The organism is Spirabiliibacterium pneumoniae (assembly GCF_014884995.1).
Taxonomy (GTDB): domain Bacteria; phylum Pseudomonadota; class Gammaproteobacteria; order Enterobacterales; family Pasteurellaceae; genus Spirabiliibacterium; species Spirabiliibacterium pneumoniae.
The window spans coordinates 214,560-237,660 of record NZ_JABMII010000001.1 but is presented as its reverse complement, the minus strand read 5'-3'; the positions used below and the strand labels follow the sequence as shown (position 1 = coordinate 237,660).

Here is a 23,101-nt window from a genome sequence, read left to right as displayed (position 1 = left end):
CGATCTTTTTTAATGATTTTTGATCTTTGTCACGTTTTTAAACCGCACTTTGGGTTTTAGGTTTGTGTAGGAGAAAAGCATCGCTCCAATAAAAAACCGCACTTTAAAGTGCGGTTTTGTTTACAACGGCAGCGTAGTTACTTCAATGCCACACGCGCATTACGGAACAACCGCATCCACGCGCCGTCTTCGCCCCAGTTTTCAGGATGCCACGAATTGCTCACCGTACGGAACACTCGCTCAGGGTGTGGCATCATCACCGCCACGCGACCGTCAAGATTACAAAGTGCGGTAATACCATCGGCAGATCCGTTCGGGTTAGCAGGATAACACTCGGTTGGCTTGCCGTTATTGTCCACAAATTGTGCGCAGATAAGATTATTCGCCCACAATTGCGCCAATTGATCCTCACCTTGTAACTCTAAACGCCCCTCTCCGTGCGCTACGGCGATTGGCATTTGTGAGCCGCCCATGCCCGCAAACCACGGGGAATGGTTTTCCACGATTTTCACCAGCGCAGTGCGTGCTTCAAAACGCTCAGATTTATTGGTGACAAAGCGCCCCCAGTGTGTGGTGCCTGGAATGATTTCTGCCAAAGTAGAGAGCATTTGACAGCCGTTACAAATACCCAGCGCAAGGGTGTCGCGGGTGAAAAATTGACTGAATTGCTCGCGCAGTTGTGGGTTGAACAAAATTGATTTTGCCCAACCGCCACCGGCGCCGAGCACGTCGCCATAGGAGAACCCGCCACAGGCAACAAAGGCTTGGAAATCGTGCAGTGTGCGTCGTCCTGTGCTTAAGTCGCTCATGTGTACGTCGATGGCATCAAAGCCAGCACGGTCAAAGGCGGCAGCCATTTCCACATGGCTGTTGACCCCTTGTTCACGCAGTACGGCAATACGTGGGCGAATGCCTTTGGCGATGAATGGGGCACAGAGGTCTTCACTCGGATCATAGCTTAAGTGTGCGCTGAAACCTTTATCGTCAGGCGCTTTTTTCGCCGCAAACTCTTGATCGGCGCAGTCAGGGTTGTCACGCAAGCGCTGCATATGCCATGTTAGCTCTGCCCAAATGCCGCGCAGTTGCGAGCGCTGGCGTTGGAAGATAAGCTTGCCGTTAAAGCGGATCGCGATCTCGTCTTTGGCGTTGACCTCGCCCAAATGGTGGCAAAGTGCGGTTAGATCGTGCTCAGCTAGCACAGCTTGCACGCGCGCTAGATCGCGCTCGCGCACTTGAATCACGCCGCCCAGTTCCTCATTGAATAAAATGCTTAAAGGTTCCGCACCAAGCCCGCTGATGTCAAGCGTAAGCCCGCAGTGCCCTGCGAAAGCCATTTCGAGTAAGGTGGTGATTAAGCCGCCGTCGGCGCGATCGTGGTAGGCGAGCAATAGCCCTTGTGATACGAGAGCTTGTATTGCGTTGTAGAAGCCTTTGAGGCGCGAGGTGTTGACCACGTCGGCAGGTTTGTCGCCCAATTGTGCATAAACTTGTGCCAATGCGCTACCACCGAGGCGATTGTGTTTTTCACCGAGATCCAACAGTAAAAGTGCGGTCTCGCCTTGGTCGGTGCGCAGTTGTGGGGTGACGGTTTTGCGCACGTCTTCCACCCGCGCAAAAGCGCTGATGACCAAAGAAAGTGGCGCGGTAACTTGTTTTTGCTCGCCGTTTTCTTGCCAACGGGTTTGCATCGACATGGAATCTTTCCCCACTGGAATGGTTAAGCCTAAGGCTGGGCAAAGTTCTTCCCCGATGGCTTTCACAGCGGCATAAAGCCCTGCGTCTTCGCCAGTATGCCCCGCGGCGGCCATCCAGTTAGCAGACAGTTTGATGTGTTTAATATCACCAATGCAACTGCCTGCGATATTGGTCAGTGATTCCGCCACTGCCATGCGAGCAGAGGCAGCAAAATCGAGCAGGGCAATCGGCGCGCGTTCGCCGATGGACATGGCTTCGCCAAAATAGCTGTCGAGGCTGGCGGTGGTGACGGCGCAATCCGCAACTGGGATTTGCCATGGGCCTACCATTTGATCACGCGCAACCATGCCTGTGACAGAGCGATCACCGATGGTGATCAGAAAGGTTTTTTCCGCCACCACTGGCAAGCGTAGCACACGCTCCACGGCATCATTGAGATCGATGTGTTCACAGGCGAGCGGCTCGCTTTGAGCTTGTGCGGTTTGCACATCGCGGGTCATTTTCGGTGGCTTGCCGAGCAGAACGTTGAGCGGCATGTCGATCGGCTTGTTGTTGAAGTGCGCATCGTTGAGGGTCAAGTGCGGTTGCTCAATCGCCTCGCCAATCACGGCGAACGGCGCGCGTTCACGTTCACACAAGGCTTTAAATTGGCTCAAGCGATCAGGGGCGACGGCGAGCACATAGCGCTCTTGTGATTCGTTACACCAAATCTCCAGCGGTGTCATGCCAGGCTCATCAGAGAGCACCTTGCGTAGCTCAAAGTTGCCGCCGCGCCCGCCGTCGTTAACCAGTTCAGGCATCGCATTGGAAAGCCCGCCTGCGCCGACATCGTGGATAAATAAAATCGGGTTGTCATCGCCCATTTGCCAGCAGCGGTCGATCACCTCTTGGCAGCGGCGCTCCATTTCTGGATTGTCCCGTTGCACGGAGGCGAAATCGAGATCTTCTTTCGATTTGCCTGTGGCCATAGATGAGGCCGCACCGCCGCCGAGCCCAATGTTCATCGCAGGCCCACCGAGTACAATCAGCTGCGCGCCAACAGGAATATCACCTTTTTCGACATGCTCGGTGCGAATGTTGCCCAAGCCGCCCGCTAGCATAATTGGTTTGTGGTAACCACGCACTTCCTCAACCCCGTGGGTGTTAACACGTTGTTCATAGGTGCGGAAATAGCCGAGCAGCGCAGGGCGACCAAATTCGTTATTAAAGGCCGCGCCACCAAGCGGGCCTTGCAGCATAATCTCTAGAGCGCTGGCAATGCGTGATGGCTTGCTCAGCGGCTGCTCCCACGGTTGGGTAAAGTGCGGTATACACAAGTTAGACACGGAAAAGCCCACCAAGCCTGCTTTCGGTTTTGACCCTCGCCCTGTGGCACCCTCGTCACGGATTTCACCGCCCGATCCTGTCGCCGCCCCTGGGAATGGCGAAATGGCCGTTGGATGGTTGTGGGTTTCCACTTTCATCAAAATATCGGTGCGCTCGTTGTGGTAGCGATATTGCCCATCTGTATCTGCAAAAAATCGCCCCACAGTCGAGCCTTCCATGACGGCGGCGTTATCTTTGTAGGCACTGAGGACATAGTCAGGGGTTTTTTCATAGGTGTTTTTAATCATTTTAAATAATGATTTTGCCTGTGGTGTGCCGTCAATAATCCAAGTAGCATTAAAAATTTTGTGTCGGCAATGCTCAGAGTTGGCCTGCGCAAACATATAAAGCTCAACATCAATTGGGTTACGCTTCAATTCACTAAATTGCGCAAACAGATAGTCAATTTCATCATCGGCTAACGCCAGACCTAGATCACGGTTGGCTTGTTCAAGTGCGGTTTTGCCTTGGGAGAGAATGTCGATGACGGTGAAAGGTTTCGGGGCTTGATGTTCAAAAAGGGCGTGGGCTTGTTCTGGGGTGGTGATAGTGGTTTCTAACATTCTATCGTGTAGCAAGCCGCGCAGTGTGTCCCATTGGCTTTCGTTTAATGGCGCGCTGAGCGTGAGGTAATAGGCCAAGCCGCGCTCAATGCGTTTGACTTTGCTCAAGCCACAATTGTGGGCAATATCGGTGGCTTTAGAAGACCATGAAGAGATGGTACCAATGCGGGGAATCACAATCACACATTCGCCTTTTGGCGTGTGTTCGGCTAGGGTTGGCCCATAATGCAAAAGTGCGGTCAGCTGGGCTTCTTCACGGGTATCCAGTGCGCTTTGCAGATCCACAAAGTGGAGGTATTCGGCGTAGCATTCACGCACAGGTAAATTGTGCGTATGAAATGCGTTGTGCAAGTGTTGCAAGCGGAAATCAGAAAGTGCGGGCGAGCCGCGAAATGTTTGCATCATTTTTTGTACCATACAGTTGCTGTGGGAGGGAAGTTGTGCATATTATAAGCGAGTAATCCATAATCAGCAATTTGCATTTTCGCTTTTTGTATCGCACAGCAGTTAAGCGATCAAAGTTGGTTTTCACTGCGATCCGCGCTAGAATGCAAAGGTTGAGATAAAAGGAGCGGAGATTGAAAGGATTAGTGTTGCGCGTGATTTTTGCGCTGGGACTGTTGCTGTGGGCGATTGATATGATTTCGCCGTGGCAGAAGATTATGCTCAGTGAAAAAAATCATTACCAAACCATTCAAGAAAAGGGCGAGTTGGTTGTCGGCACGCTTAATAATCCTGTATATTATTTTATCGGTAATGATGTACCACAGGGGCTGGAATACGAACTGAGCAAAGCCTTCGCAGATTATTTAGGGGTAGCGCTTAAAGTGGTGAGCTTGGATAACAATAATGCCTTATTTGATGCGCTCAAAGAAGGCAAAATTGATATGGCTGCCGCAGGACTGCGCTTTCAGCCACGCCGTATGGGGGATTTTCAAATGGGGCCGAGTTATACTTCCGCCTCGTGGCAGCTGGTTTATCGCCAAGGGGCGGAGAGGCCTAAATCATTTTCTGATATTTCATCTCCCGTGTTCATGCCCTATTCTCAAGAGTTGACCGCACTTTTAACAGCGCAGAAAGCAGCTTTCCCAACATTGCAGTGGCAAGTGCATAAAAATCTCACGCAGGAGGAAATGCTGGTGATGGTTGCCGACGGCAAAGTGCCCTATGCTATTGCCAGCTCGATTGACGTGGCATCAACGCAGCAGATCAAGCCCAATTTGGCTGTGGCATTTGATGTCAGCGATGAATCCACCGTGCATTGGTATTTCTCTAAAAATAGCTACAGCGAGTTACAGGCGGCTTCGCTAGATTTTATGCATCTTGCTCTTGATCAGGGGCTGGTGGCGCGCTTGGAAGAGAAGTATTTTAATCATATGCAACACTTTGATTATGTGGATGCGAGCACCTATCTCGACGCAATTGAGCATGTGTTGCCAAAATATACCGCACTTTTCAAAAAATACAGCGGTGAGCTGCCGTGGTATACGTTGGCAGCTATTGCTTATCAGGAATCACACTGGAATGAAAACGCCACCAGCCCAACTGGTGTGCGTGGCATTATGATGTTGACCAAAGAAACAGCGGAGCGAATGAAAGTGCAAAATCGCACCGATCCAGAGCAAAGTATTCGCGGTGGAGCGGAGTATTTGCATATGTTAATGCGTCAAATTCCTGAAACTGTCCACAAAGAAGATAAAATCTGGTATGCGTTAGCGGCGTATAATATGGGGCTTGGGCATTTGCTAGATGCACGGCGTTTGACTAAACAGCTTGGGGGCGATCCTGATAACTGGCTAGATGTGAAGAAAAATCTCCCATTGCTGGCAGAAAAACGTTATTATGACAAGCTAAAATACGGCTATGCGCGTGGCTACGAGGCGTATGCGTATGTAGAAAATATTCGTCGCTATATGAATAATATTCGCAAGCATTACCGTATTAAAGAGTTGGAAAAAACTATTGGCAATGATGCCCCAGCCTTGACTGAGCGCGCGCTGGATGACGCCAAAAGTGCGGTCGCGCCCGAAGTGGCCACCCCAGCACAAGGCACTGCACGCGAGGTGAGCGCAAATTAGCGTGCGCTGATGTCAATAGGTATATGAGCAAAAAATTTGAGGTTAACGGATGAAACGTTCTCGCACTGTATTTAAGAAAAAACCGTCATTGTCTTTGATGCAAAATCGTCGTCGATTATTGCGCATTCGCCACAATCGTCGCATCAAAAGTCGTATTGAAGAGCGTCATTGGTTACAATTTCTGGCAGAAAATGAGTAAAGTGCGGTCAGCTTTCTTGTAATAGGCGTTCAATAATCCGTTTGTTGGCGGGCGGGAATTGCCCTACGTCGAGGGCGTGTTGCTCGATCCAAAAACCTTCTTGCCCTTCGCGCCCAAAAGGTTGATTGACCCATTCTTCAATAAGATAAAAACTCAGCTCAATGATTTTAGTGGGGTATTCAAACTCAAAGCGGTCGTAGAGAGAATAGTTTAAAATCATAATACCAATCTCTTCTTCTAGCTCACGCGCAAGTGCTTGCTCCTCCGTTTCCCCCGCGTCCACTTTGCCACCAGGAAATTCCCAACTTTGCGCAAAATCTTTGCCCTCTAAACGTTGGGTGAGGTAGATTTGGTTAAATTCATTGCGGATAATACCCACCGCCACTTTAACGAAAGGCTTATTTTGCATCTGTGCCATTATTCCCCCATGAATGAAAAGGCAGGAAAGCCTGCCTTTTGAATGGTTATTTCAAGCGCCCGTGGCAATATTTATATTTTTTGCCAGAGCCACAAGGACAAGGTGCGTTGCGGCTCACTTTAGGTACTTCACCTTGAACCGCACTTTCACTGTCGTCATCATTGTCGTTTTGATGATATTGCATGGCAGCAGCCTGTTTTTCCGCCAATGCACGGCGCTCACGCTCAGCTTGCTCCACTTCTTCTTGAGTGCGCACTTGAATTTTCGATAACGTTGAGATCACAGTAAATTTCAAGGCGTCAAGCATTTCTGTGAACATTTGGAATGACTCACGCTTGTATTCTTGCTTCGGATCTTTTTGAGCATAACCGCGCAAGTGAATGCCGCGGCGCAGGTGATCCATGGCTGCTAAGTGTTCTTTCCACAGTTCATCAAGGGTTTGCAACATCAAGCCTTTTTCAAACTGACGCATATTTGGCGCCCCTACTAAGGCTTCTTTTTGCTCGTAGTCCGCAATCGCCGCATTCATGATGCGTTCACGCAATGTTTCTTCGTGCAATTCGTTGTCTTCTTCTAACCATTGTACCAGTGGTAAATCCAATCCAAAGTCGGTTTTCAGTCGCTGTTCAAGTCCTTCAACATCCCATAGTTCTTCAAGTGATTGTGGCGGAATGTATTGATCGATCACACGATTGAACACATCTTCGCGAATTACCTTAATCGTGTCTGAAATATCATCACGATCGAGCAAGTCATTGCGTTGTGAATAAATGGCGTGGCGTTGATCGTTAGCCACATCGTCAAATTGCAACAGATTTTTACGACCGTCAAAGTTGTGTGATTCTACTTTCGCTTGTGCACTGGCAATCACTTTGGCGAGCAGTTTTGATTCCATCGCTTCACCAGGTTCACTAAAGGCCTTGCGCATCATATTGAGCTTGCCTTCATTGAGGTAAATGCGCATTAAGGCATCATCAAGGGAAAGATAAAAACGCGAAGAGCCAGGGTCGCCTTGGCGGCCTGAACGCCCACGCAATTGATTGTCGATACGACGTGATTCGTGGCGCTCTGTGCCAATGATGTGCAAGCCACCTGCCTCCATCACGATGCGGTTTTTCTCTTCCCAGTCAGCTTTGATTTTATCAATCTGTTCCTGCGTTGGATTTTCAAGTGCGGCAATTTCCGCTTTCCAGTTACCGCCGAGCACAATATCCGTACCGCGCCCTGCCATATTGGTTGCAATGGTTACCGCGCCAGGCGCGCCTGCTTGCGCCACAATTTCAGCCTCTTGGGCGTGGAATTTGGCATTGAGCACGTTATGTTTAATGCCTGCTTTGGTTAAAATGCTTGATAACAACTCCGATTTTTCAATCGAAATCGTACCCACCAGCACAGGCTGATTGCGCGATACAGCCTCTTTGATGTCTTCAACAATGGCGTTGAATTTTTCTTCTTCGCTTTTGTACATCAAATCTGTGCGGTCGTCGCGGATCATTGGCTTGTTGGTTGGCACCACGATGGTTTCTAGACCATAGATTTGTTGAAACTCAAAGGCTTCGGTGTCCGCCGTTCCTGTCATCCCTGCCAATTTTTCATACAAACGGAAGTAGTTTTGATAGGTAATCGATGCGGTGGTTTGGTTTTCATTTTGAATTTGTACACCTTCTTTGGCCTCAATGGCTTGGTGCAAGCCTTCGGACCAGCGACGGCCTTGCATGGTGCGACCTGTGTGTTCGTCCACGATGATGACCTCACCGTCTTTGACAATATAATCCACATTGCGCTCAAACAGCGTGTGTGCGCGCAAAGCAGCATAAACGTGGTGCAGTAAGGTCACTTTTGATGGTGAATAAAGGGAATCGCCCTCATTCATTAAGCCTGCTTCCATCAATAGTTGTTCGATTTTTTCTTGTCCGCGCTCAGTCAAAAAGGCCTGTTTGTTTTTCAAATCTAAGGTGTAATCACCATCACCTGTGTATTCTTCAGTGTCTTCTTTTTCTTGGAACACTAAGTGCGGTATCAATTTATCAATGGCGATATAAAGCTCTGAGCTGTCTTCAGCTTGTCCTGAAATGATCAACGGCGTACGTGCTTCATCAATTAAAATGGAATCCACTTCATCGACTAACGCATAAAACAGCGGGCGTTGGAAACGCTCTTGCGCCGAGTGGGCGAGATTATCACGCAGGTAATCAAAGCCCAATTCTGAGTTGGTGGCATAGGTGATGTCGGCGGCATAGGCGGCGCGCTTTTCCGCCCCTGAAAGCCCTGGCACATTCACCGCGACGGTCATGCCTAAAAATTCAAACAGGGGGCGATTGGTTTCGGCATCACGGCGGGCGAGGTAGTCATTGACCGTCACCACATGTACGCCACGCCCAGTGAGCGCATTGAGATAGCACGGCAACGTGGCAGTCAGGGTTTTCCCTTCCCCTGTGCGCATTTCCGCGATGCAGCGATCATTTAAGATCATCCCGCCGAGCAATTGCACATCAAATGGGCGCATGCCAAGGGTGCGTTTTGCGGCTTCTCGCACGGTGGCAAAAGCCTCTGGCATAATTTTTTCAAGCGTTTCACCTTGCTCAATACGTGCTTTAAACTCATCAGTTTTTGCGCGCAATTGTTCGTCGCTTAATGCTTCATATTCGCTTTCGAGTTGGTTGATTTGTTTAACAATTTTGCCTAAACGGCGCAGCACGCGGTCATTACGGCTGCCAAATAATTTGGTTGCAATAGTTCTTAACATAATAATATCTTTCTTTTTTCATGAATAAGGGCAGGCAAGGCCTGAGTGAGAGTGTGAAGATCAGGCAAACGCGGGGCCGGCACGAATAGGCGCACTGAGATTGATGGGTGCGTAGTAGTGTTGGCTGGCATAACTCAAGTGCGGCTGCGTTTGACGCAAAGCAGGCAAGGTGCGCTGGGTTTGTATCTTGTGCACCAAATGTTGCTCACGGGTATGCACGCACTGTTGGGAGATGTGATAAACCTGACGGTATTGAGTGGCAGGCGTTGGCTGAGCGTTGACAGACACAGAAAAGATCGCAATAATGCCTAGCCATAATTGCGACCAAAAGTGCGGTTTTGTGTTACAACGGTACATATACGCCTTACACGTCAAAGTTTAATTTCGGGTATTATAAAGCAAACACCCAGCCTTGTCATAGATATGGCGTCAATTTTACGAAAAACAAGCAATGAAACGTGATCACACCAAAAATATCACCACGATTTTAGCGCACAGCACGTTGGGCAAAATTGCGCAGCATGCCAGCGCCATTAACGCCATTAATGCAGAACTGCAACGCAGCTTGCCCGCCCAATGGCAAGGATTTTTTCGGGTTATTCAGTTTCGCGAGGGGGTGCTGTGTTGTGAGGTGCAAAGTGCGGTGGTGCGCCAAGCGTTGTTGTTTCAGCAAGAGCACATTTTAGCCCTAGCCCAGCGCTATTTAGAGATTGAGCGCATTGAATTTCAGCTCAACCCTGCCATGAATGCCAAGATTAGTCAGCCTTAAATAAGGCTAATAATTCACCCACTTTAGTGCGCTGCGTGCTGCTTTGGCTGATGTGACGTTGCACCATGATTTTTTTGATTTTTGCGCCTTTGTAGAGTTTGCGTGTGTATGGCGTGTCGTGGTTGGAAATCAGCACTGGGCAGTGTTTTTCAACCGCACTTTGGCGTGCTAATTGTGCAAGTGTGTGTTGCTGTTCTAGCCCAAAGGTGTTGCCAGCATAATGGGTGAAGTTTGACAACTGTGCCAGCGGTGCGTAGGGTGGGTCGCAATAGATCACCGCACTTTGATTGGCGTGGGTGAAGCTCTGCTCAAAACTGCCACATAAAAAAGTGGCTTTTTGTGCTTTGTGGTGAAAGTAACGAATCTCTTCTTCGGGGAAGTAAGGCTTAACGTAAGCACCGAAAGGCACGTTGAACTGTTGCTTGCTGTTGTAGCGACACAATCCGTTGTAACCAAAGCGATTGAGATAAAGAAATATTAAGGCGCGTTCAAAGGGATCGTGAGATTGATTAAAGGCGCTGCGTTGTTGGTAATACACATGGGCGCTGTTGGCATCGTCGCGATCGAATAAACTGCGACTTTCACGGATAAAATGATCCACATCGTGCTGGATAATTTGAAATAATGCGATTAAATCAGGGTTGAGATCGCAAAGAATATAACGTTCAAATTGCGTGTTGAGAAACACCGAGCCTGCGCCCACAAAAGGTTCAATCAGACAAGTTTTGCCTTTCGGCAATAGTTTGTTGATTTCTGGAATTAAACGAAACTTGCCGCCCGCCCATTTTAAAAATGGGCGGTGCTTGCTGGCAGGGCGGTTGGTGTGCGTCATCATCAGTCAAATTGACTACAATCATTGATAGCTGCTTTCACGCTGTCAATGTCGTTTAGCGCGCTGACGTAGGCCTGCCCAAGCTGTTTGAGCAGCACTAAGCGCAGTTGCCCTTTCAGGACTTTTTTATCACGCATCATTAATGGTAAGTAGTCGTCTGCCGTCATGCCATCGGGTGAGACAGTGGGTAAATTTGCACGGGCAAGTAGGCGCTCAAGGCGAGAGACATCATTTTGGCAGATGTTGCCTAAGCGGTGCGAAAGTGCGGTTGCCATCATCATGCCCGCCGCCACCGCTTCACCGTGTAGCCAATTGCCATAGCCAAGATGCGTTTCGATGGCGTGCCCAAAGGTGTGACCAAGATTGAGCAAGGCGCGTTGCCCGTGTTCTTTCTCATCGTTGGCCACCACCATCGCTTTTAGCTCACAACAGCGTTGAATACAATAGGCCAGCGTAGCAGGTTCAAGGGCGAGTAATTTGTCGATATTTTGTTCAAGCCAACAGAAGAAAGCATAATCTAAAATCGCACCGTATTTGATCACCTCGGCTAAGCCCGCGCACACTTCACGCATCGGCAATGTGCTCAACGTGGTGGTGTCGATCACCACTTTCGCCGGCTGATAAAACGCGCCGATCATATTTTTGCCAAGCGGATGGTTCACGGCAGTTTTGCCGCCCACGGACGAATCCACTTGTGAGAGCAGTGTGGTGGGCACTTGAATCAGGCGCACGCCACGTTGAAAGCTCGCCGCAGCAAAACCTGCCACATCCCCAATCACGCCACCACCGAGCGCTAACACGGTTGTATCACGCGCGTGTTTTTGTTCTAAAAGTGCGGTGAAGATCAGATTGAGGGAATCAAGGGTTTTGAATTTTTCGCCATCGGGCAGTTGAACGTTAGACACCTCGCAGCCAAGTGATGTGAGCGTGCGAGTGACGGTGTCAAGATAAAAGCCTGCTACCGTTGGGTTAGTGACAATCATCACTTTATCACCACGCGCTAAGGGGGCAAAGGCTGCTGGGGATCGCAATAAATGCTCGCCGATGGCAATCGCATAACTGCGATCATTGAGTTCAACGTTCACCGATGTCATAGTTTGTCCTAGTTGATTGAGGTAAAATCGTCAATTAAATCTATCAATTGGCTGACCATAGTGCGTGCATTTTGCTCGTCAGTACTGAGAGTAATGTCTGCAATTTCTGCATAGAGCGGGTTGCGCACTTTGGCTAAATCTTCCAGCACTTGGCGCGGATCATCGACGTCTTGCAGCAGAGGGCGTTTTTTGTCGCGCAGGGTGCGCTCGTATTGTTTGTCAACCGTGGTTTCAAGATAAACGACAATGCCGCGTGCAGAGAGGTGATTGCGAGTCTCTTTCTTGATAATTGCGCCACCACCCGTTGATAGCACAATGCCTTGGCGTTGGGTGAGTTCATCAATAATGCGACTTTCACGTTTGCGAAAGCCTTCTTCTCCTTCAACATCAAAAATCCAACCGATGTCAGCTCCTGCACGTTGTTCAATTTCATCATCAGAGTCAACAAAATCCATACCTAAGTTTTGTGCAAGTTGGCGACCGATTGTACTTTTTCCAGCGCCCATTGGGCCAATTAAGAAAATATTTCTTTTTTCTGCCATTGTTATTGTGTTCTTATTCGTTAGTGATTAGAAAGCCGCTGGACGCGACCACAGGCAAGTTAAAGGTAAGGGGAGAGCTACATAGAGAATAATAGGAAAGAAAATAACCCCTAACACTTTAACAAATAATTAAGGGGTTAATTATCGCAATAAATCACCCCTTTTTTCAACCACTGAAACGATTTTTTGTTAAAAACCGTAGTGAAAGGCCTTTTTCGCTTTGGGTGGTGTGGCTTTGGGAGCGTTTTTGACTAAGTGCGGTGTCACAAAAATCACCAGTTCGCGTTTGCTGTGGCGTTTGTTTTCTCGCGCGAATAAATGCTTGATGCCAGGCACATCACCCAGCAGTGGCACCTTGTCTTGATGATCGCTGATGGTGTCGTGAAATACGCCACCTAGCACAATGGTTTCGCCATTTTGTGTGGCCACTTGGGTTTGAATTTCTTGCTTATCAATAGTGGTGAGCTGATTTTCGCCGTAGGCGATATTTTTGCCAGGCGCATTTTGGCTGACCGTTAAATCCAGCAAAATTTGGTTATCGTGCGAAATTTGTGGTGTCACCTCAAGCCCAAGCACAGCTTCACGAAACTCCACATTTTGCGTGTCTTTGGCATTGATCACATAAGGGATCTCGGTGCCTTGTTTGATGCTGGCCGCCTGTTTATTGGTGGTGATAAGCCGTGGGCTGGCAATGATGTTGACATTGTTTTCACGCTCAAGTGCGGTCAGCTCTAAATCCAGCAAGCGAGAATCGATCTTTGCAACCTGTAATGTTACGCCTGCCGCGGTGGCAAAGCTGTTGCCAAAATTGACGTTAAGCTGGTTGTCGAGGTTGTTAAAGCCGTTGCCACCAAGTCGGCCTGTGACCGCACTTGCTGTTTCACTCGGTTGAAATAGCCCCCAACGCACGCCTAATTCACGCATGCTTTCGTCACTGATGGTGACAATGCGCGCCTCAATTAACACTTGTTGGCTGGGTTGATCTAGCTCTTGCACTAATTTCACCAAATGTTTGAGCTGCGCGGGCGTGTCTTGCAAAATCAGGCTGTTGCTGCGCTGATCGCCACTGATGCGCCCATCAGGGGAAAGCAGGCTGCCCGTTTTCGGGTTGAGCACCTCAATAAGCTCGCCCACTTTGGCATAGCGCAACTTCACCCGCTGTGTGCGCACGGTGGCAGGCTCAGCCAGTGGGATCAGGCTTTTCGGCTTCGTGGTGAGCGCGTTGGCGACAAAATAGGTGTCGCCTTCGTGGCTAATATCCAGTTTGTGTGTTTTGGCTAAGCTGTTGATAGCCTGTGTGAAATTAACATTATGTAAGCGCAGGCTCACGTTGCCTTCCACGTCGTCGTTGATAATCATATTTTTATCTTCTAACAATGCCAAAAACTGTAATGTATCGGCTAATGGCGCTTGTTTCAGCCATAATGAAATGGGCGCAGCCACCGCACTGAAGCTCATTAAAGTTAATATCACAATCCCATTACGTATCATCTTAATTGCCCTCACAGATGCCAAATTTTTTCACTTTTATCACCACAATGGCGCAGAGTAATGCGCTGTTGTTCCACCTTGTCAATTTGCCATGTGTTGCCGATGATCTGCCCAGGTTCGGCCAGTAACACCTCTTGCCCGAGTTTGAGTAAAATGTGTGGCTTATCGTTGTGGATAATCAGTCCAACGGGCTTGTATTGCTCGATGGGGCTGTCCATTATCAGCTCCGTTTGCCCACACGGAGCGCTTGCGCTCACGGGCGTTGTCGTGGTAGGCATTTGGTGATGAAAAGGATCGTTTGCCGCGAGACTTGCCAAAGGCAAAAGTGCGGTCAGGGCGAATACAGTGATGCGCGTCATTGGCTCTCCTTGTTTGTGATAAAAAATTCTACGCGGGCGTGTACCGCACTTTGCTGGGCTTGAGCTTGCAAACTTAAACGCAGCGGGGTGAGCTGTGTAAAGCGTTCAAACAGTGTGCTGAGCATGTCATCTAGGCTTAAATAAGGGCCTGAAAACTGCAAGGCAAGCGTGGTTTGTTGATCAAATTGCCACTGCGGCGTGTACATTTTAATTTGCGGAAACTGCGCAACGTAGGCTAACAGTTGGCGATTAATCTCAGGCACCACGCTAGCCATTTGTTGCTTGAGATGATCGGCATTCTTGCGCTGCTTTTGCTCAAGTGCGGTGAGTAATTGACGTTTTTTTGCCAATGTTTGCCGCTGTTCATCTAATTCGCGCTGTTGTGTTGCAAGGCGAACCGCACTTTGCTGATAACGCATTACGCTTTGCCCGAGCACCAGCGCACTGAGCAGCAACACAAGCAGCGTATGCCAGCGTGGGGGCAAGTGCGCCCATTGCCATAGTTTGCCGTAAGGCTGGGTGTTATTCATCCATCACCCCGCTGACAAGGCGAAAGTTGATCCCATCATGGTCGGCAACAAAATGGGTGAGCTTGCTGTGCTGAGCGCTATCGTTGTCCAGCCAGTGGCTGGCGAGAAACGTTTGCAATTGCTCAAATTCTTGCTCGCTAAGCTGCTCACCTTCTAAGAGCAGCTGTTGATCGAGACGGCTGGCGTCCAGCTCTGCCAAGGTGAGTTGTCCGTGTTGTAGCGTGAGTGCACTTAGCCATTGCATAAAGTCAACAAACCGCACTTTGTCTGCTATAAGTGGCATTTGTTGTGTATTTTGTTGGCTTTTTTGCAGCAAATTCAGTTGCTGTTGCGCGTTTTGATTTTGAACGCGCAGGCTTGTGATCGCCTGTTGCGTGTCGTTGAGTTTGTTGAGCGCGGCGGTCTGCTGCGTGTTAAGCCAGAGTGCCACAAGTGCGGCAAGCGCAAGACTTGTTAGATAAAGTGCGGTCAACATGAGTGTACGGCGTTTAAGCTGTTGCTCACGCCAAGGCATCAGGTTAAGCATGGGATTCTCCTTGCCATAATGCACAGCCGAGTGCCTCTAAGTGTGGGTAGCGTTTCGCGCAAAGTGTACTTTGAGGTACGTCCCACGGTAATTCCAGTGTCAGTTCATCGGGGTTGTAGATCACAATATGTGTAATGCTCAAGTCAGCAAAGCGGCTTTGCCAAGCATTGATAGCACCAGCTGGATTGCTGTGATAAAGATGCTTTAACGGCAGGGCATCGTGATAAATCAAACAGCAAAAATCCCGTGCAAGATACACAAACAGAGCATGATTCGGGGCGGTGGGGGCGCAAAAAGCAAAGGCACGATGCAGCGCATGGGCGTGAGAATCCACCACCGCGAGCTTGAGGGGCGCCAAGCTCTTTTTTAGGTGGTGCAAATGTTCGCGTTGGCAGGCGATGATTTCCACACAATCAAGCTGGCGTCGGGTGCCAACGTGTTGCAGTGCATGGGTATGGAAATCAAAATACAGCGACGTGGCAGGCATCGGCAGGCTTTCGTGCAACACCTGCAACACTTGTTGATAACAGGTGGCGTGTGAACTGTGTGGGGTAATGATGGCTTTATACCACACATTGCGCAAGGCCAGGCTGGCGACGAGCTGACAGTGTTTGAGCGCGCAGGGCATGGCGTCTAAACGCCAGTTTGTGAGAGTTGCTGACATGGGGATTTCGGCAAAATGCGCCTGCTTGCTTGCGTCGATCACACACAGCATAAGCTGCTCGCCTTGTATTGCCAAGCCTACTGTTGGCTTAGGGCGGCGGGCTTTTGCAAAAAATGCGATAAATTTTTCCATAGTTTGCCAATCCTGCGGTATCATAGTATGGTTACGAGTTAAATTTACATAATATGTGCGTACACCCAACGTTATAACGCACTTGAAACAAGATCACGATTGGCAAGAGAGATATTTTCGATGAAGATCGTAAAAATTATATTAAGTTCACTGCTGACGCTCATCATTGTGGGCTGTGTGGCGGTGGGGATTATGTATTATCACATCAAATCTGAGCTGCCTGATGTCAAAACGCTCAAATCCGTTGAATTACAGCAACCTATGCAGGTGTACACCGCCGATGATAAATTAATTGGCGAAATCGGTGAGCAGCGGCGGATTCCCGTTGCGCTAGATAATATCCCTCCTCAGCTGATCCATGCGGTGCTAGCGACAGAAGATAGCCGTTTTTATGAGCACTACGGGCTTGACCCTGTTGGGATCGCGCGAGCTGTGTGGGTGGCGCTGACGAATGGCGGCGCTTCACAAGGTGCGAGCACGATCACCCAGCAGTTAGCGCGCAATTTTTATCTCTCACCAGAAAAAACACTGTTACGTAAGATCAAAGAAGCGGTCTTGGCGATCGAAATTGAAAAAAATCTCAGTAAAAACGAGATATTAAACTTATATCTCAACAAAATTTATCTCGGTTACCGCTCTTATGGCGTGGCGGCGGCGGCGAAAACGTATTTTGGTAAAAGTTTGCAAGAGTTGAGCCTAGGTGAAATGGCGATGATTGCAGGTCTGCCAAAAGCGCCGTCAACGATGAATCCGCTTTATTCGTTAAAACGTGCTACCGAACGGCGCAATGTGGTGCTTGGGCGTATGCTGAATGAAGGCTATATCAACAAAGATGAATACACAGCCGCTAAAGAGGAGCCTCTTACCGCCAGTTATCACGGCAGCCAGCTGGACTTTCAAGCGGACTATGTGGTGGAAATGGTGCGCCAAGAAATGGTGAAACGCTACGGCGAAGAAAATGCCTATACCAAAGGGTATAAAGTTTACACCACAATCCATTCCGATGATCAGCGTGATGCTCAAACGGCACTGCGTAATAATCTTATTCAGTATGATATGCGTCATGGCTATCGTGGCGGTGCGCCACTATGGAAAAGCGATGAAACGCCGTGGGATGAGGCGCGTATCACAGGATTTTTACGCAAGTTGCCTGACAGCCAGCCGTTGATTCCAGCTGCGGTGCTGTCAACCAATGCAAATGGGGCGCATTTATTACTTGCCGACGGCAGTACGCTTGATTTGCCACTTTCGGGTATGAAGTGGGCTGGTGCTAGCAGTAAAAATAGTAAAGTGCGGTCAGGGGAGCAAATTTGGATTCGCCAAAATAATAAACAAGAGTGGATGCTGGCACAAATTCCAAATGCGAACTCCGCGCTGGTTTCTCTTAACAGTCATGATGGGGCCATTGTGGCCATTGTGGGGGGCTTTAGCTATGGGCAGAGTAAATTTAATCGTGCCACTCAATCTATGGTGCAAGTCGGCTCTTCCATTAAGCCTTTTATTTATGCCGCAGCGCTTGATAAGGGCTTAACACTGGCGACCATTTTAAACGATAGCCCAATTACGGTTTACACAAAAGGGCAAAAACCGTGGTCACCTAAAAACTCACCCAACCGTTATGACGGGCAGTTACGCCTACGTCAAGGGTTAGGGCAGTCGAAAAACGTGATGATGGTGCGCGCCACCCAAATGGTGGGCATTGATTATGTGGCAGATTTCCTCCCACGCTTTGGTTTCAAACGAGATCAATATCAAGCCACCTTGGCGCTTGCACTTGGGGCGGCGTCATTCACCCCGCTGGAAATGGCGCGTGCTTATGCAGTATTTGATAATGGCGGTTTTTTGATTGACCCATATTTGATCGCCAAAATTGAAGACAATGAAGGCAACGCCATTTATCGAGCCAATCCGAAAGAGGCTTGTTTTACCTGTAATGATATTCCCGTGATTTATGGCGAGCAGGAAAAACTGGCGTTTTTGGACTCTGCGGAAGAAAAAGATCAAAGTGCGGTCAGCACAGGTGCGCAAACGGATGGCGACCCTGATCAGCAGCCAGAAAGCGTGCCTGATATTCCTGAATTACAAATTGAAAATAAACAGTTAGATGACGCGCAAGCACCGACGTTGTTAGCGGACGCCGAAAAACGAGAAATGGCACCGCGTGTTATTTCAGGTGAGTTGGCATTTTTAATGCGTAGCGCATTGCATACGGCTGTTTATGGCGAAAAAGGAAGCAGTTGGAAAGGCACAGGCTGGCGCATGGGAGCCAGCTTTAAGCGCGATGACCTTGGCGGCAAGACAGGGACAACCAACAGCAACAAAGTGGCGTGGTATGCAGGCTTTGGTGCCGATTTGGCCACAGCGGTGTATGTCGGCTTTGACGATAATAAATTTGATTTAGGCCGTGGTGAAGCCGGTGCAGTGACAGCGATGCCTGCGTGGCAAAGTTATATGCAAGCTGTGCTTAAAGATGTCCCACAACGTCAAGACGAGATGCCAGAAAATATTATCGAAAAACGTATTGATAAAGCTAGTGGCTTGCTGGGTGGAGGATTTAAAGAATACTTTATCAAAGGCACTGAGCCTGTGCGCCGACATATTAAAGAGCGAGGTTACAAAATCATGATTGACCGTGGTGATGGTTCAGGACCAAAAGCTGAGGAATTATTCTGATGGCAAAACCCAAAAAATCACTTGAGGAGCTGTGTAGCGAATTTGCACATATGGATGAGCGCTTGGCGCAAGCTGAGCGTGATTTAAAGATGTTGCACGCTTTTGAAAAGCAGTGGAAGGCAGCTGAGCGCAACATTAAGGCGTTAGAAACATTTTATTTTGATGGCGATTGGCTTGAAGATACAGAGCGCCTTGAAAGTGAGCAGCGCTATTTTGCCTGTAGTGGGGAAGATAGCATTTGGAATGTGAGCACGCAATTCTATCAGCTGAAAATTGCATGGCTTAAGCGTTTGGCCAAGTCCTTATAAAACAAAAGTGCGGTTTAAACCGCACTTTTAGTTACTTCTTGCTGTGTATTGGAGGGCTGCTCGGTGTTATCTGGGTCTTTCACATCAGAGCGCACAGGTTCAGGCTCAGGTTGAGTGGACTGCGGCTCTTCCTTAACCTCATTTTGTGCTTTATCCTTTCCCAACAGCTTATCCTGCATTCGCTTAAAACTGCTGTTGTCAGATAGCCAAATATCCAGAAATGCTTGGTTAAATTCGGGGCTAAATTGTGGCTCAAGTACGGTGTCGTTAAGCACGAAATAGCCTGTATCTTCCAGCGCGATATAGCTTAGGCTGTCTTCGGGATGAAAATCGGGCAGAGCTTTTTCAAGCTGCGTAAACCACTGATCTCGTGTCTCTTTTGGCACATCAGGGGCGATGTCATCCAATTCTTTTTTCAGTGTGATGGCAAAATTTTTGCCCTCCACCTGTTTGGCATATTTCAAGGTCAGCATTAGCGGGCGTTGGCCTGTTTTATACTGCCCATCTTCACTAAACAAAGTGATGGTATAAATGTGAAATGGACCCCATTTATAATCAACGGTGCCAAGTGGAATCCACTGTGCGAGAGCCGATTGCGCAACGCCAAGCAACGCACAAAACAGTAGTAGTTTAAACCATTTCAATCTTATTTTGCCTCTAAAAGCGAACATTGGCGCAATTGAACCACAATCGCGCCATTTGAGCAAGATGCTTGTATTGGGTTTTACACTTGCTTATTTCAGGCTGCCAACCATATCTTGTGGGCGCACCCATTCATCAAATTGCTCTGGTGTGACCAAGCCAAGATTGATCGCCTCTTCGCGCAATGTTGTGCCATTTTTATGTGCAGTTTTAGCAATTTTTGCGGCATTTTCATAACCAATTTTGGTATTAAGTGCGGTCACCAGCATTAATGAATTTTCCAATTGCATTTTAATGCGCGGGTGGTTTGGCTCAATACCGCTGGCGCAGTGTTCATCGAAAGACACGCAAGCGTCAGCGAGCAGTTGTGCTGATTGTAAGAAATTCGCCGCCATAACAGGTTTAAACACATTTAATTGGAATTGACCTTGTGTGCCTGCAAAGGCAATAGTGGTGTCGTTACCAAGCACTTGTGCACATACCATCGTCAAGGCTTCACATTGCGTTGGGTTGACTTTGCCAGGCATAATGGACGAACCAGGCTCATTTTCAGGAATTAAAATTTCACCGATACCACTGCGTGGGCCAGAGGCGAGCAAACGGATGTCGTTGGCGATTTTAAACAGCGACACAGCCAGTTGTTTCAATGCGCCGTGGGTTTCTACAATCGCGTCATGGGTGGCCAGCGCTTCAAATTTATTTTGCGCAGTCACAAACGGCAAGCCTGTGAATTTGGCGATGTATTCGGCCACTTTCACGTCATAGCCTTTTGGCGTGTTTAAGCCTGTGCCCACTGCGGTGCCGCCAAGGGCAAGCTCAGCTAAGTGCGGGAGTGTGTTTTTCAGGGCTTTCAAGCCAAAGGCTAATTGGGCGGCGTAGGCGGAAAATTCTTGCCCAAGAGTGAGCGGGGTTGCATCCATCAAGTGGGTGCGACCAATTTTAACAACGTCTTTGAAATCTTGGGATTTTTTCGCCAACGTTTTTTGCAATTGCTCCACGCACGGAATGGTTACTTCCACCACTTTTTTATAGGCAGCAATGTGCATCGCGGTTGGGTAAGTGTCGTTAGATGATTGGGATTTATTCACATCATCATTTGGGTGAATGGTGCTTTTTTCACCCAATTTGCCGCCGTTGAGAACGTGCGCGCGGTGTGAAACCACTTCGTTTACGTTCATATTGGACTGCGTGCCTGAGCCAGTTTGCCAAATCACAAGCGGGAATTGCTCGTCGAGTTTGCCCGCTAAAATTTCATCACAAACTTGCCCGATTAAGTCACGTTTTGCCTCGGGTAACACGCCCAAATCACAGTTGGCATAAGCGGCAGCTTTTTTCAAATAACCAAATGCTTCAATGATTTCATGTGGCATGGAAGCGGCAGGACCGATTTTGAAATTATTACGAGAACGTTCAGTTTGTGCACCCCAGTATTTGTCAGCAGGCACTTTAACTTCGCCCATGGTGTCTTTTTCGATACGATAATCCATGATGTTATCCTTAGTGTGAATGAAAATAGTGGGTTAAGTGTATCACTCGAAAGGATTAATTGAAATTATAGCAAACAGAAAAAAATCAATTTTTGTGATGTAGATCATAAAACATAACTGACTGAATTATCAGCAAAAATTGATTTTAACGGGAAAGTAAACTAAGGTGCAAAGGCTTTAAGCTGATCGTTAATTTCCGTTTTCGCCACATTGTTCGCATAATTACACAGTGTTGCCAGCGCCACGCCCATCACCACATCAAGCACGTTTTGATCGTCATAACCTGCCTCTTTAAAATGGGCTAATTGTGCATCACTGATGCGTCCGCGCGTGTCAATGAGCTGTTGCGTAAACTGTGCCAGCGCTTGGTATTTGGGGGAGTCCTCGATCAAAGTGCGGTTACGCAGTGCTTGTAGCACCTTTTCAGGCAAACCAATTAACGTTGCAATTTTACTGTGCCCCGCCACACAAAAATCGCAGCCATTATTGACTGCAGCAGTAATTTGCACAATTTCTAATTCAAATTTATTCAGGCTATTTTGCCCATTGAGTTTGCCCACATCTTGATAAAAGGCTAGCGCTTGCGGTGAGTTGGCGAGCACGTGTGGGGTACTGATTAATTTTGCATAAGTGAAAGAAAAAAATTTGGCTCGAAAAATGTTGAGAGAAGCCCCATAAACAGGGGCTTTGTTGTGTTTGTGGGGTGGGTTGTTATGCAAAAAAGGGATTTTTGAAAATGGTCAAAAATGAGCGAAAAGTGCAATTTATTTTGCATACTTTGAACGGTGTTTGATCGGTTTTTAAAAGGGTTTTAAACGCTTTTAAAAATTCTTGTAGCCCCGCACTACTTGCCCTACGATTCTCAAGTGCTCTGCATCGGTTTCATCTAGCTCAATGGGCTCATAAAAAGAATTATCGCTCAGCAATTTCACACCATTTAGGGTTAACTGAACTTTTTTGACTAACATTTCACCTTGACGATTGATAACAAAGATTTTTCCGTCTTTAAGTTCTTGTTTTGAACGATCAACAATGATTTCCTCGCCATCTTTCAAGGTTGGGAACATGCTGTCACCAGACACTCTAAACAAAGCACAATCTTTAGCGTTCAACCATCTAGCATCTAGCCATGCCTTTTCTATTTTAGTGTGTTGTTGCTCTGAATAATCTCCATTTTCACGACCATAGCCAGCAGAAATAGCAATATCACGGCAATCATCAATTGTTGCAAATCCATCATCAGAGGTTAACTCAGTGTCTTGCATTTTTTCGGTGTTGTCGCTACTCCCAATCCCCATTGCTAGCCACTCAAGCGATACATTGGCCACCTCTGCGATACGAATTAAGTTTGAGCGGGAAGGATCAGCTTCACCAATAAGCCATCTATTCAAAGAGGTGACTGCCACGCCAACTGCTCTGGCGAATTCGCTGTTGTTATTGCTGAATACTTTTTCAGCGATAAACTTCATGCGTTCGGCAAACAGCGGATCGTAAATCTTAGCTTTGCTCATCTTTTTCTTTCCTTTAAATTTAACGTTTACGCGAAAAACTAAATTAAGTGATTGTTTTACCTATTAAAAATTCATTTAAAGAAAAAACTTGCTTTTGTTTTAAGTTTTACGCTCATTTTTATTAAGTTTTAACTTGCTTTTGTTTTAGTTTTACGCTTTAATATGCTCAAGTGATGTAGATAAAGGGTGTAACAAATGAGCGTATTAAACAACACTAAAAAAACCGCAGTTAGCGATTGGCATCGTGCGGATATTATTGCTGCCCTCAAAAAGCAAGGGTGGACATTGCGAGCCTTAGCCAAGGAAACTCAATTGAGTTACAGCACCATTCGGACTGCCTTGGATAGACCTTATCCCAAAGTTGAACGACTGATTGCTGACGCAATTGGTGTGCCAGCTGAACTTATATGGGCTGGACGCTTTGCAGAAAGGAATTATCGTTCAACTTTAACGCATAATTTTAAATCATAAACAACT

General features: G+C 47.9%; 22 protein-coding genes. 6 read left to right on the top strand and 16 right to left on the bottom strand.

All coding sequences use genetic code 11. The features are described 5' to 3' along the window. Window positions 1–137: 137 nt before the first annotated feature. Window positions 138–4,028, bottom strand: a complete 3,891-nt coding sequence (gene purL / locus HPC38_RS01250; RefSeq protein ID WP_208119458.1) for a phosphoribosylformylglycinamidine synthase — start codon at window positions 4,026–4,028, stop codon at window positions 138–140. A gap of 173 nt (window positions 4,029–4,201) precedes the next feature. Between purL and mltF the strand changes: the two genes are divergently transcribed. Together mltF and HPC38_RS01240 are read left to right on the top strand one after the other, a co-directional pair. Further along, on the top strand, window positions 4,202–5,701 hold the full coding sequence (gene mltF / locus HPC38_RS01245) for a membrane-bound lytic murein transglycosylase MltF (protein WP_208119457.1): 1,500 nt from the start codon (window positions 4,202–4,204) through the stop codon (window positions 5,699–5,701). A gap of 49 nt (window positions 5,702–5,750) precedes the next feature. After that, a complete protein-coding gene (locus HPC38_RS01240; protein WP_208119456.1) occupies window positions 5,751–5,900 on the top strand; it encodes a hypothetical protein in 150 nt (49 codons plus the stop codon). 7 nt (window positions 5,901–5,907) lie between these two features. On the opposite strand, the gene mutT is transcribed toward HPC38_RS01240, so the two are convergent. The 3 genes from mutT to HPC38_RS01225 are packed head-to-tail and all read right to left on the bottom strand — an operon-like array spanning window position 5,908 to window position 9,421. Further along, window positions 5,908–6,309 carry an 8-oxo-dGTP diphosphatase MutT gene (gene mutT, locus HPC38_RS01235; protein ID WP_208119476.1) on the bottom strand — a complete coding sequence of 134 codons (402 nt, stop codon included), beginning with the start codon at window positions 6,307–6,309 and terminating at the stop codon, window positions 5,908–5,910. A 55-nt stretch (window positions 6,310–6,364) separates the two neighbouring features. Continuing rightward, complete coding sequence (gene secA / locus HPC38_RS01230) at window positions 6,365–9,064, bottom strand: preprotein translocase subunit SecA (protein WP_208119455.1); 2,700 nt, start codon at window positions 9,062–9,064, stop codon at window positions 6,365–6,367. Between the two features lie 60 nt (window positions 9,065–9,124). Continuing rightward, a complete protein-coding gene (locus HPC38_RS01225) occupies window positions 9,125–9,421 on the bottom strand; it encodes a secA translation regulator SecM (RefSeq protein ID WP_208119454.1) in 297 nt (98 codons plus the stop codon). Window positions 9,422–9,515: 94 nt separating this feature from the next. Between HPC38_RS01225 and HPC38_RS01220 the strand changes: the two genes are divergently transcribed. Next, the gene (locus HPC38_RS01220) at window positions 9,516–9,833 is read left to right on the top strand and encodes a DciA family protein (protein ID WP_208119453.1); all 318 of its coding nucleotides are present in this window, start codon (window positions 9,516–9,518) and stop codon (window positions 9,831–9,833) included. Here HPC38_RS01220 and HPC38_RS01215 read toward each other — a convergent pair. The 8 genes from HPC38_RS01215 to HPC38_RS01180 all read right to left on the bottom strand — a co-directional run bounded on the left by HPC38_RS01215 (window position 9,820) and on the right by HPC38_RS01180 (window position 16,003). Then, on the bottom strand, window positions 9,820–10,665 hold the full coding sequence (locus HPC38_RS01215; protein WP_235977550.1) for a Dam family site-specific DNA-(adenine-N6)-methyltransferase: 846 nt from the start codon (window positions 10,663–10,665) through the stop codon (window positions 9,820–9,822). The two genes, HPC38_RS01220 and HPC38_RS01215, sit on opposite strands and share 14 nt — an antisense overlap. 2 nt (window positions 10,666–10,667) lie before the next feature. Further along, complete coding sequence (gene aroB / locus HPC38_RS01210) at window positions 10,668–11,759, bottom strand: 3-dehydroquinate synthase (protein WP_208119451.1); 1,092 nt, start codon at window positions 11,757–11,759, stop codon at window positions 10,668–10,670. An 8-nt stretch (window positions 11,760–11,767) separates the two neighbouring features. Further along, on the bottom strand, window positions 11,768–12,301 hold the full coding sequence (aroK, locus tag HPC38_RS01205; protein ID WP_208119450.1) for a shikimate kinase AroK: 534 nt from the start codon (window positions 12,299–12,301) through the stop codon (window positions 11,768–11,770). Window positions 12,302–12,490: 189 nt separating this feature from the next. After that, window positions 12,491–13,792 carry a type IV pilus secretin PilQ gene (locus HPC38_RS01200; protein ID WP_235977549.1) on the bottom strand — a complete coding sequence of 434 codons (1,302 nt, stop codon included), beginning with the start codon at window positions 13,790–13,792 and terminating at the stop codon, window positions 12,491–12,493. An 11-nt stretch (window positions 13,793–13,803) separates the two neighbouring features. Continuing rightward, window positions 13,804–14,151 (bottom strand): hypothetical protein, encoded by a 348-nt coding sequence (locus HPC38_RS01195; protein WP_208119449.1) that lies wholly within the window; start codon window positions 14,149–14,151, stop codon window positions 13,804–13,806. Beyond that, on the bottom strand, window positions 14,148–14,681 hold the full coding sequence (locus tag HPC38_RS01190) for a hypothetical protein (protein ID WP_208119448.1): 534 nt from the start codon (window positions 14,679–14,681) through the stop codon (window positions 14,148–14,150). The genes HPC38_RS01195 and HPC38_RS01190 overlap by 4 nt, the downstream gene beginning before the upstream one ends. Then, the gene (locus HPC38_RS01185) at window positions 14,674–15,207 is read right to left on the bottom strand and encodes a hypothetical protein (protein ID WP_208119447.1); all 534 of its coding nucleotides are present in this window, start codon (window positions 15,205–15,207) and stop codon (window positions 14,674–14,676) included. Before HPC38_RS01185 ends, HPC38_RS01190 begins: the two co-directional genes overlap by 8 nt. Further along, complete coding sequence (locus HPC38_RS01180) at window positions 15,200–16,003, bottom strand: type IV pilus biogenesis protein PilM (protein WP_208119446.1); 804 nt, start codon at window positions 16,001–16,003, stop codon at window positions 15,200–15,202. The genes HPC38_RS01185 and HPC38_RS01180 overlap by 8 nt, the downstream gene beginning before the upstream one ends. A gap of 120 nt (window positions 16,004–16,123) precedes the next feature. Between HPC38_RS01180 and HPC38_RS01175 the strand changes: the two genes are divergently transcribed. Then, window positions 16,124–18,676: a penicillin-binding protein 1A gene (locus tag HPC38_RS01175; RefSeq protein ID WP_208119445.1), complete on the top strand. Its 2,553-nt coding sequence runs from the start codon at window positions 16,124–16,126 to the stop codon at window positions 18,674–18,676. Continuing rightward, entirely contained in the window at window positions 18,676–18,984 is a 309-nt protein-coding gene (locus HPC38_RS01170; protein WP_208119444.1) for a DUF4298 domain-containing protein, read from the top strand. Before HPC38_RS01175 ends, HPC38_RS01170 begins: the two co-directional genes overlap by 1 nt. Window positions 18,985–18,998: 14 nt before the next feature. Here HPC38_RS01170 and HPC38_RS01165 read toward each other — a convergent pair whose 3' ends face one another. The 4 genes from HPC38_RS01165 to HPC38_RS01150 form a co-directional block, all read right to left on the bottom strand. Continuing rightward, on the bottom strand, window positions 18,999–19,628 hold the full coding sequence (locus HPC38_RS01165; RefSeq protein WP_235977548.1) for a chalcone isomerase family protein: 630 nt from the start codon (window positions 19,626–19,628) through the stop codon (window positions 18,999–19,001). 90 nt (window positions 19,629–19,718) lie between these two features. Then, entirely contained in the window at window positions 19,719–21,113 is a 1,395-nt protein-coding gene (fumC, locus tag HPC38_RS01160; RefSeq protein WP_208119442.1) for a class II fumarate hydratase, read from the bottom strand. Between the two features lie 161 nt (window positions 21,114–21,274). Continuing rightward, a complete protein-coding gene (locus HPC38_RS01155) occupies window positions 21,275–21,715 on the bottom strand; it encodes a carboxymuconolactone decarboxylase family protein (protein ID WP_208119441.1) in 441 nt (146 codons plus the stop codon). A 219-nt stretch (window positions 21,716–21,934) separates the two neighbouring features. Next, complete coding sequence (locus tag HPC38_RS01150) at window positions 21,935–22,624, bottom strand: LexA family transcriptional regulator (RefSeq protein ID WP_208119440.1); 690 nt, start codon at window positions 22,622–22,624, stop codon at window positions 21,935–21,937. Between the two features lie 195 nt (window positions 22,625–22,819). On the opposite strand from HPC38_RS01150, the gene HPC38_RS01145 reads away from it, so the two are divergent. Further along, entirely contained in the window at window positions 22,820–23,095 is a 276-nt protein-coding gene (locus HPC38_RS01145; RefSeq protein WP_208119439.1) for a helix-turn-helix domain-containing protein, read from the top strand. Window positions 23,096–23,101: the final 6 nt, after the last annotated feature.

Excerpts from the sequence above, each read along its gene's own strand:
- purL (WP_208119458.1), bottom strand. The coding sequence starts at position 4,028 with ATGATGCAAACATTTCGCGGCTCGCCCGCACTTTCTGATTTCCGCTTG.
- HPC38_RS01240 (WP_208119456.1), top strand. The coding sequence starts at position 5,751 with ATGAAACGTTCTCGCACTGTATTTAAGAAAAAACCGTCATTGTCTTTG.
- mutT (WP_208119476.1), bottom strand. The coding sequence starts at position 6,309 with ATGCAAAATAAGCCTTTCGTTAAAGTGGCGGTGGGTATTATCCGCAAT.
- secA (WP_208119455.1), bottom strand. The coding sequence starts at position 9,064 with ATGTTAAGAACTATTGCAACCAAATTATTTGGCAGCCGTAATGACCGC.
- HPC38_RS01225 (WP_208119454.1), bottom strand. The coding sequence starts at position 9,421 with ATGTACCGTTGTAACACAAAACCGCACTTTTGGTCGCAATTATGGCTA.
- HPC38_RS01220 (WP_208119453.1), top strand. The coding sequence starts at position 9,516 with ATGAAACGTGATCACACCAAAAATATCACCACGATTTTAGCGCACAGC.
- HPC38_RS01215 (WP_235977550.1), bottom strand. The coding sequence starts at position 10,665 with ATGACGCACACCAACCGCCCTGCCAGCAAGCACCGCCCATTTTTAAAA.
- aroB (WP_208119451.1), bottom strand. The coding sequence starts at position 11,759 with ATGACATCGGTGAACGTTGAACTCAATGATCGCAGTTATGCGATTGCC.
- aroK (WP_208119450.1), bottom strand. The coding sequence starts at position 12,301 with ATGGCAGAAAAAAGAAATATTTTCTTAATTGGCCCAATGGGCGCTGGA.
- HPC38_RS01200 (WP_235977549.1), bottom strand. The coding sequence starts at position 13,792 with ATGATACGTAATGGGATTGTGATATTAACTTTAATGAGCTTCAGTGCG.
- HPC38_RS01195 (WP_208119449.1), bottom strand. The coding sequence starts at position 14,151 with ATGACGCGCATCACTGTATTCGCCCTGACCGCACTTTTGCCTTTGGCA.
- HPC38_RS01190 (WP_208119448.1), bottom strand. The coding sequence starts at position 14,681 with ATGAATAACACCCAGCCTTACGGCAAACTATGGCAATGGGCGCACTTG.
- HPC38_RS01185 (WP_208119447.1), bottom strand. The coding sequence starts at position 15,207 with ATGCTTAACCTGATGCCTTGGCGTGAGCAACAGCTTAAACGCCGTACA.
- HPC38_RS01180 (WP_208119446.1), bottom strand. The coding sequence starts at position 16,003 with ATGGAAAAATTTATCGCATTTTTTGCAAAAGCCCGCCGCCCTAAGCCA.
- HPC38_RS01175 (WP_208119445.1), top strand. The coding sequence starts at position 16,124 with ATGAAGATCGTAAAAATTATATTAAGTTCACTGCTGACGCTCATCATT.
- HPC38_RS01170 (WP_208119444.1), top strand. The coding sequence starts at position 18,676 with ATGGCAAAACCCAAAAAATCACTTGAGGAGCTGTGTAGCGAATTTGCA.
- fumC (WP_208119442.1), bottom strand. The coding sequence starts at position 21,113 with ATGGATTATCGTATCGAAAAAGACACCATGGGCGAAGTTAAAGTGCCT.
- HPC38_RS01150 (WP_208119440.1), bottom strand. The coding sequence starts at position 22,624 with ATGAGCAAAGCTAAGATTTACGATCCGCTGTTTGCCGAACGCATGAAG.
- HPC38_RS01145 (WP_208119439.1), top strand. The coding sequence starts at position 22,820 with ATGAGCGTATTAAACAACACTAAAAAAACCGCAGTTAGCGATTGGCAT.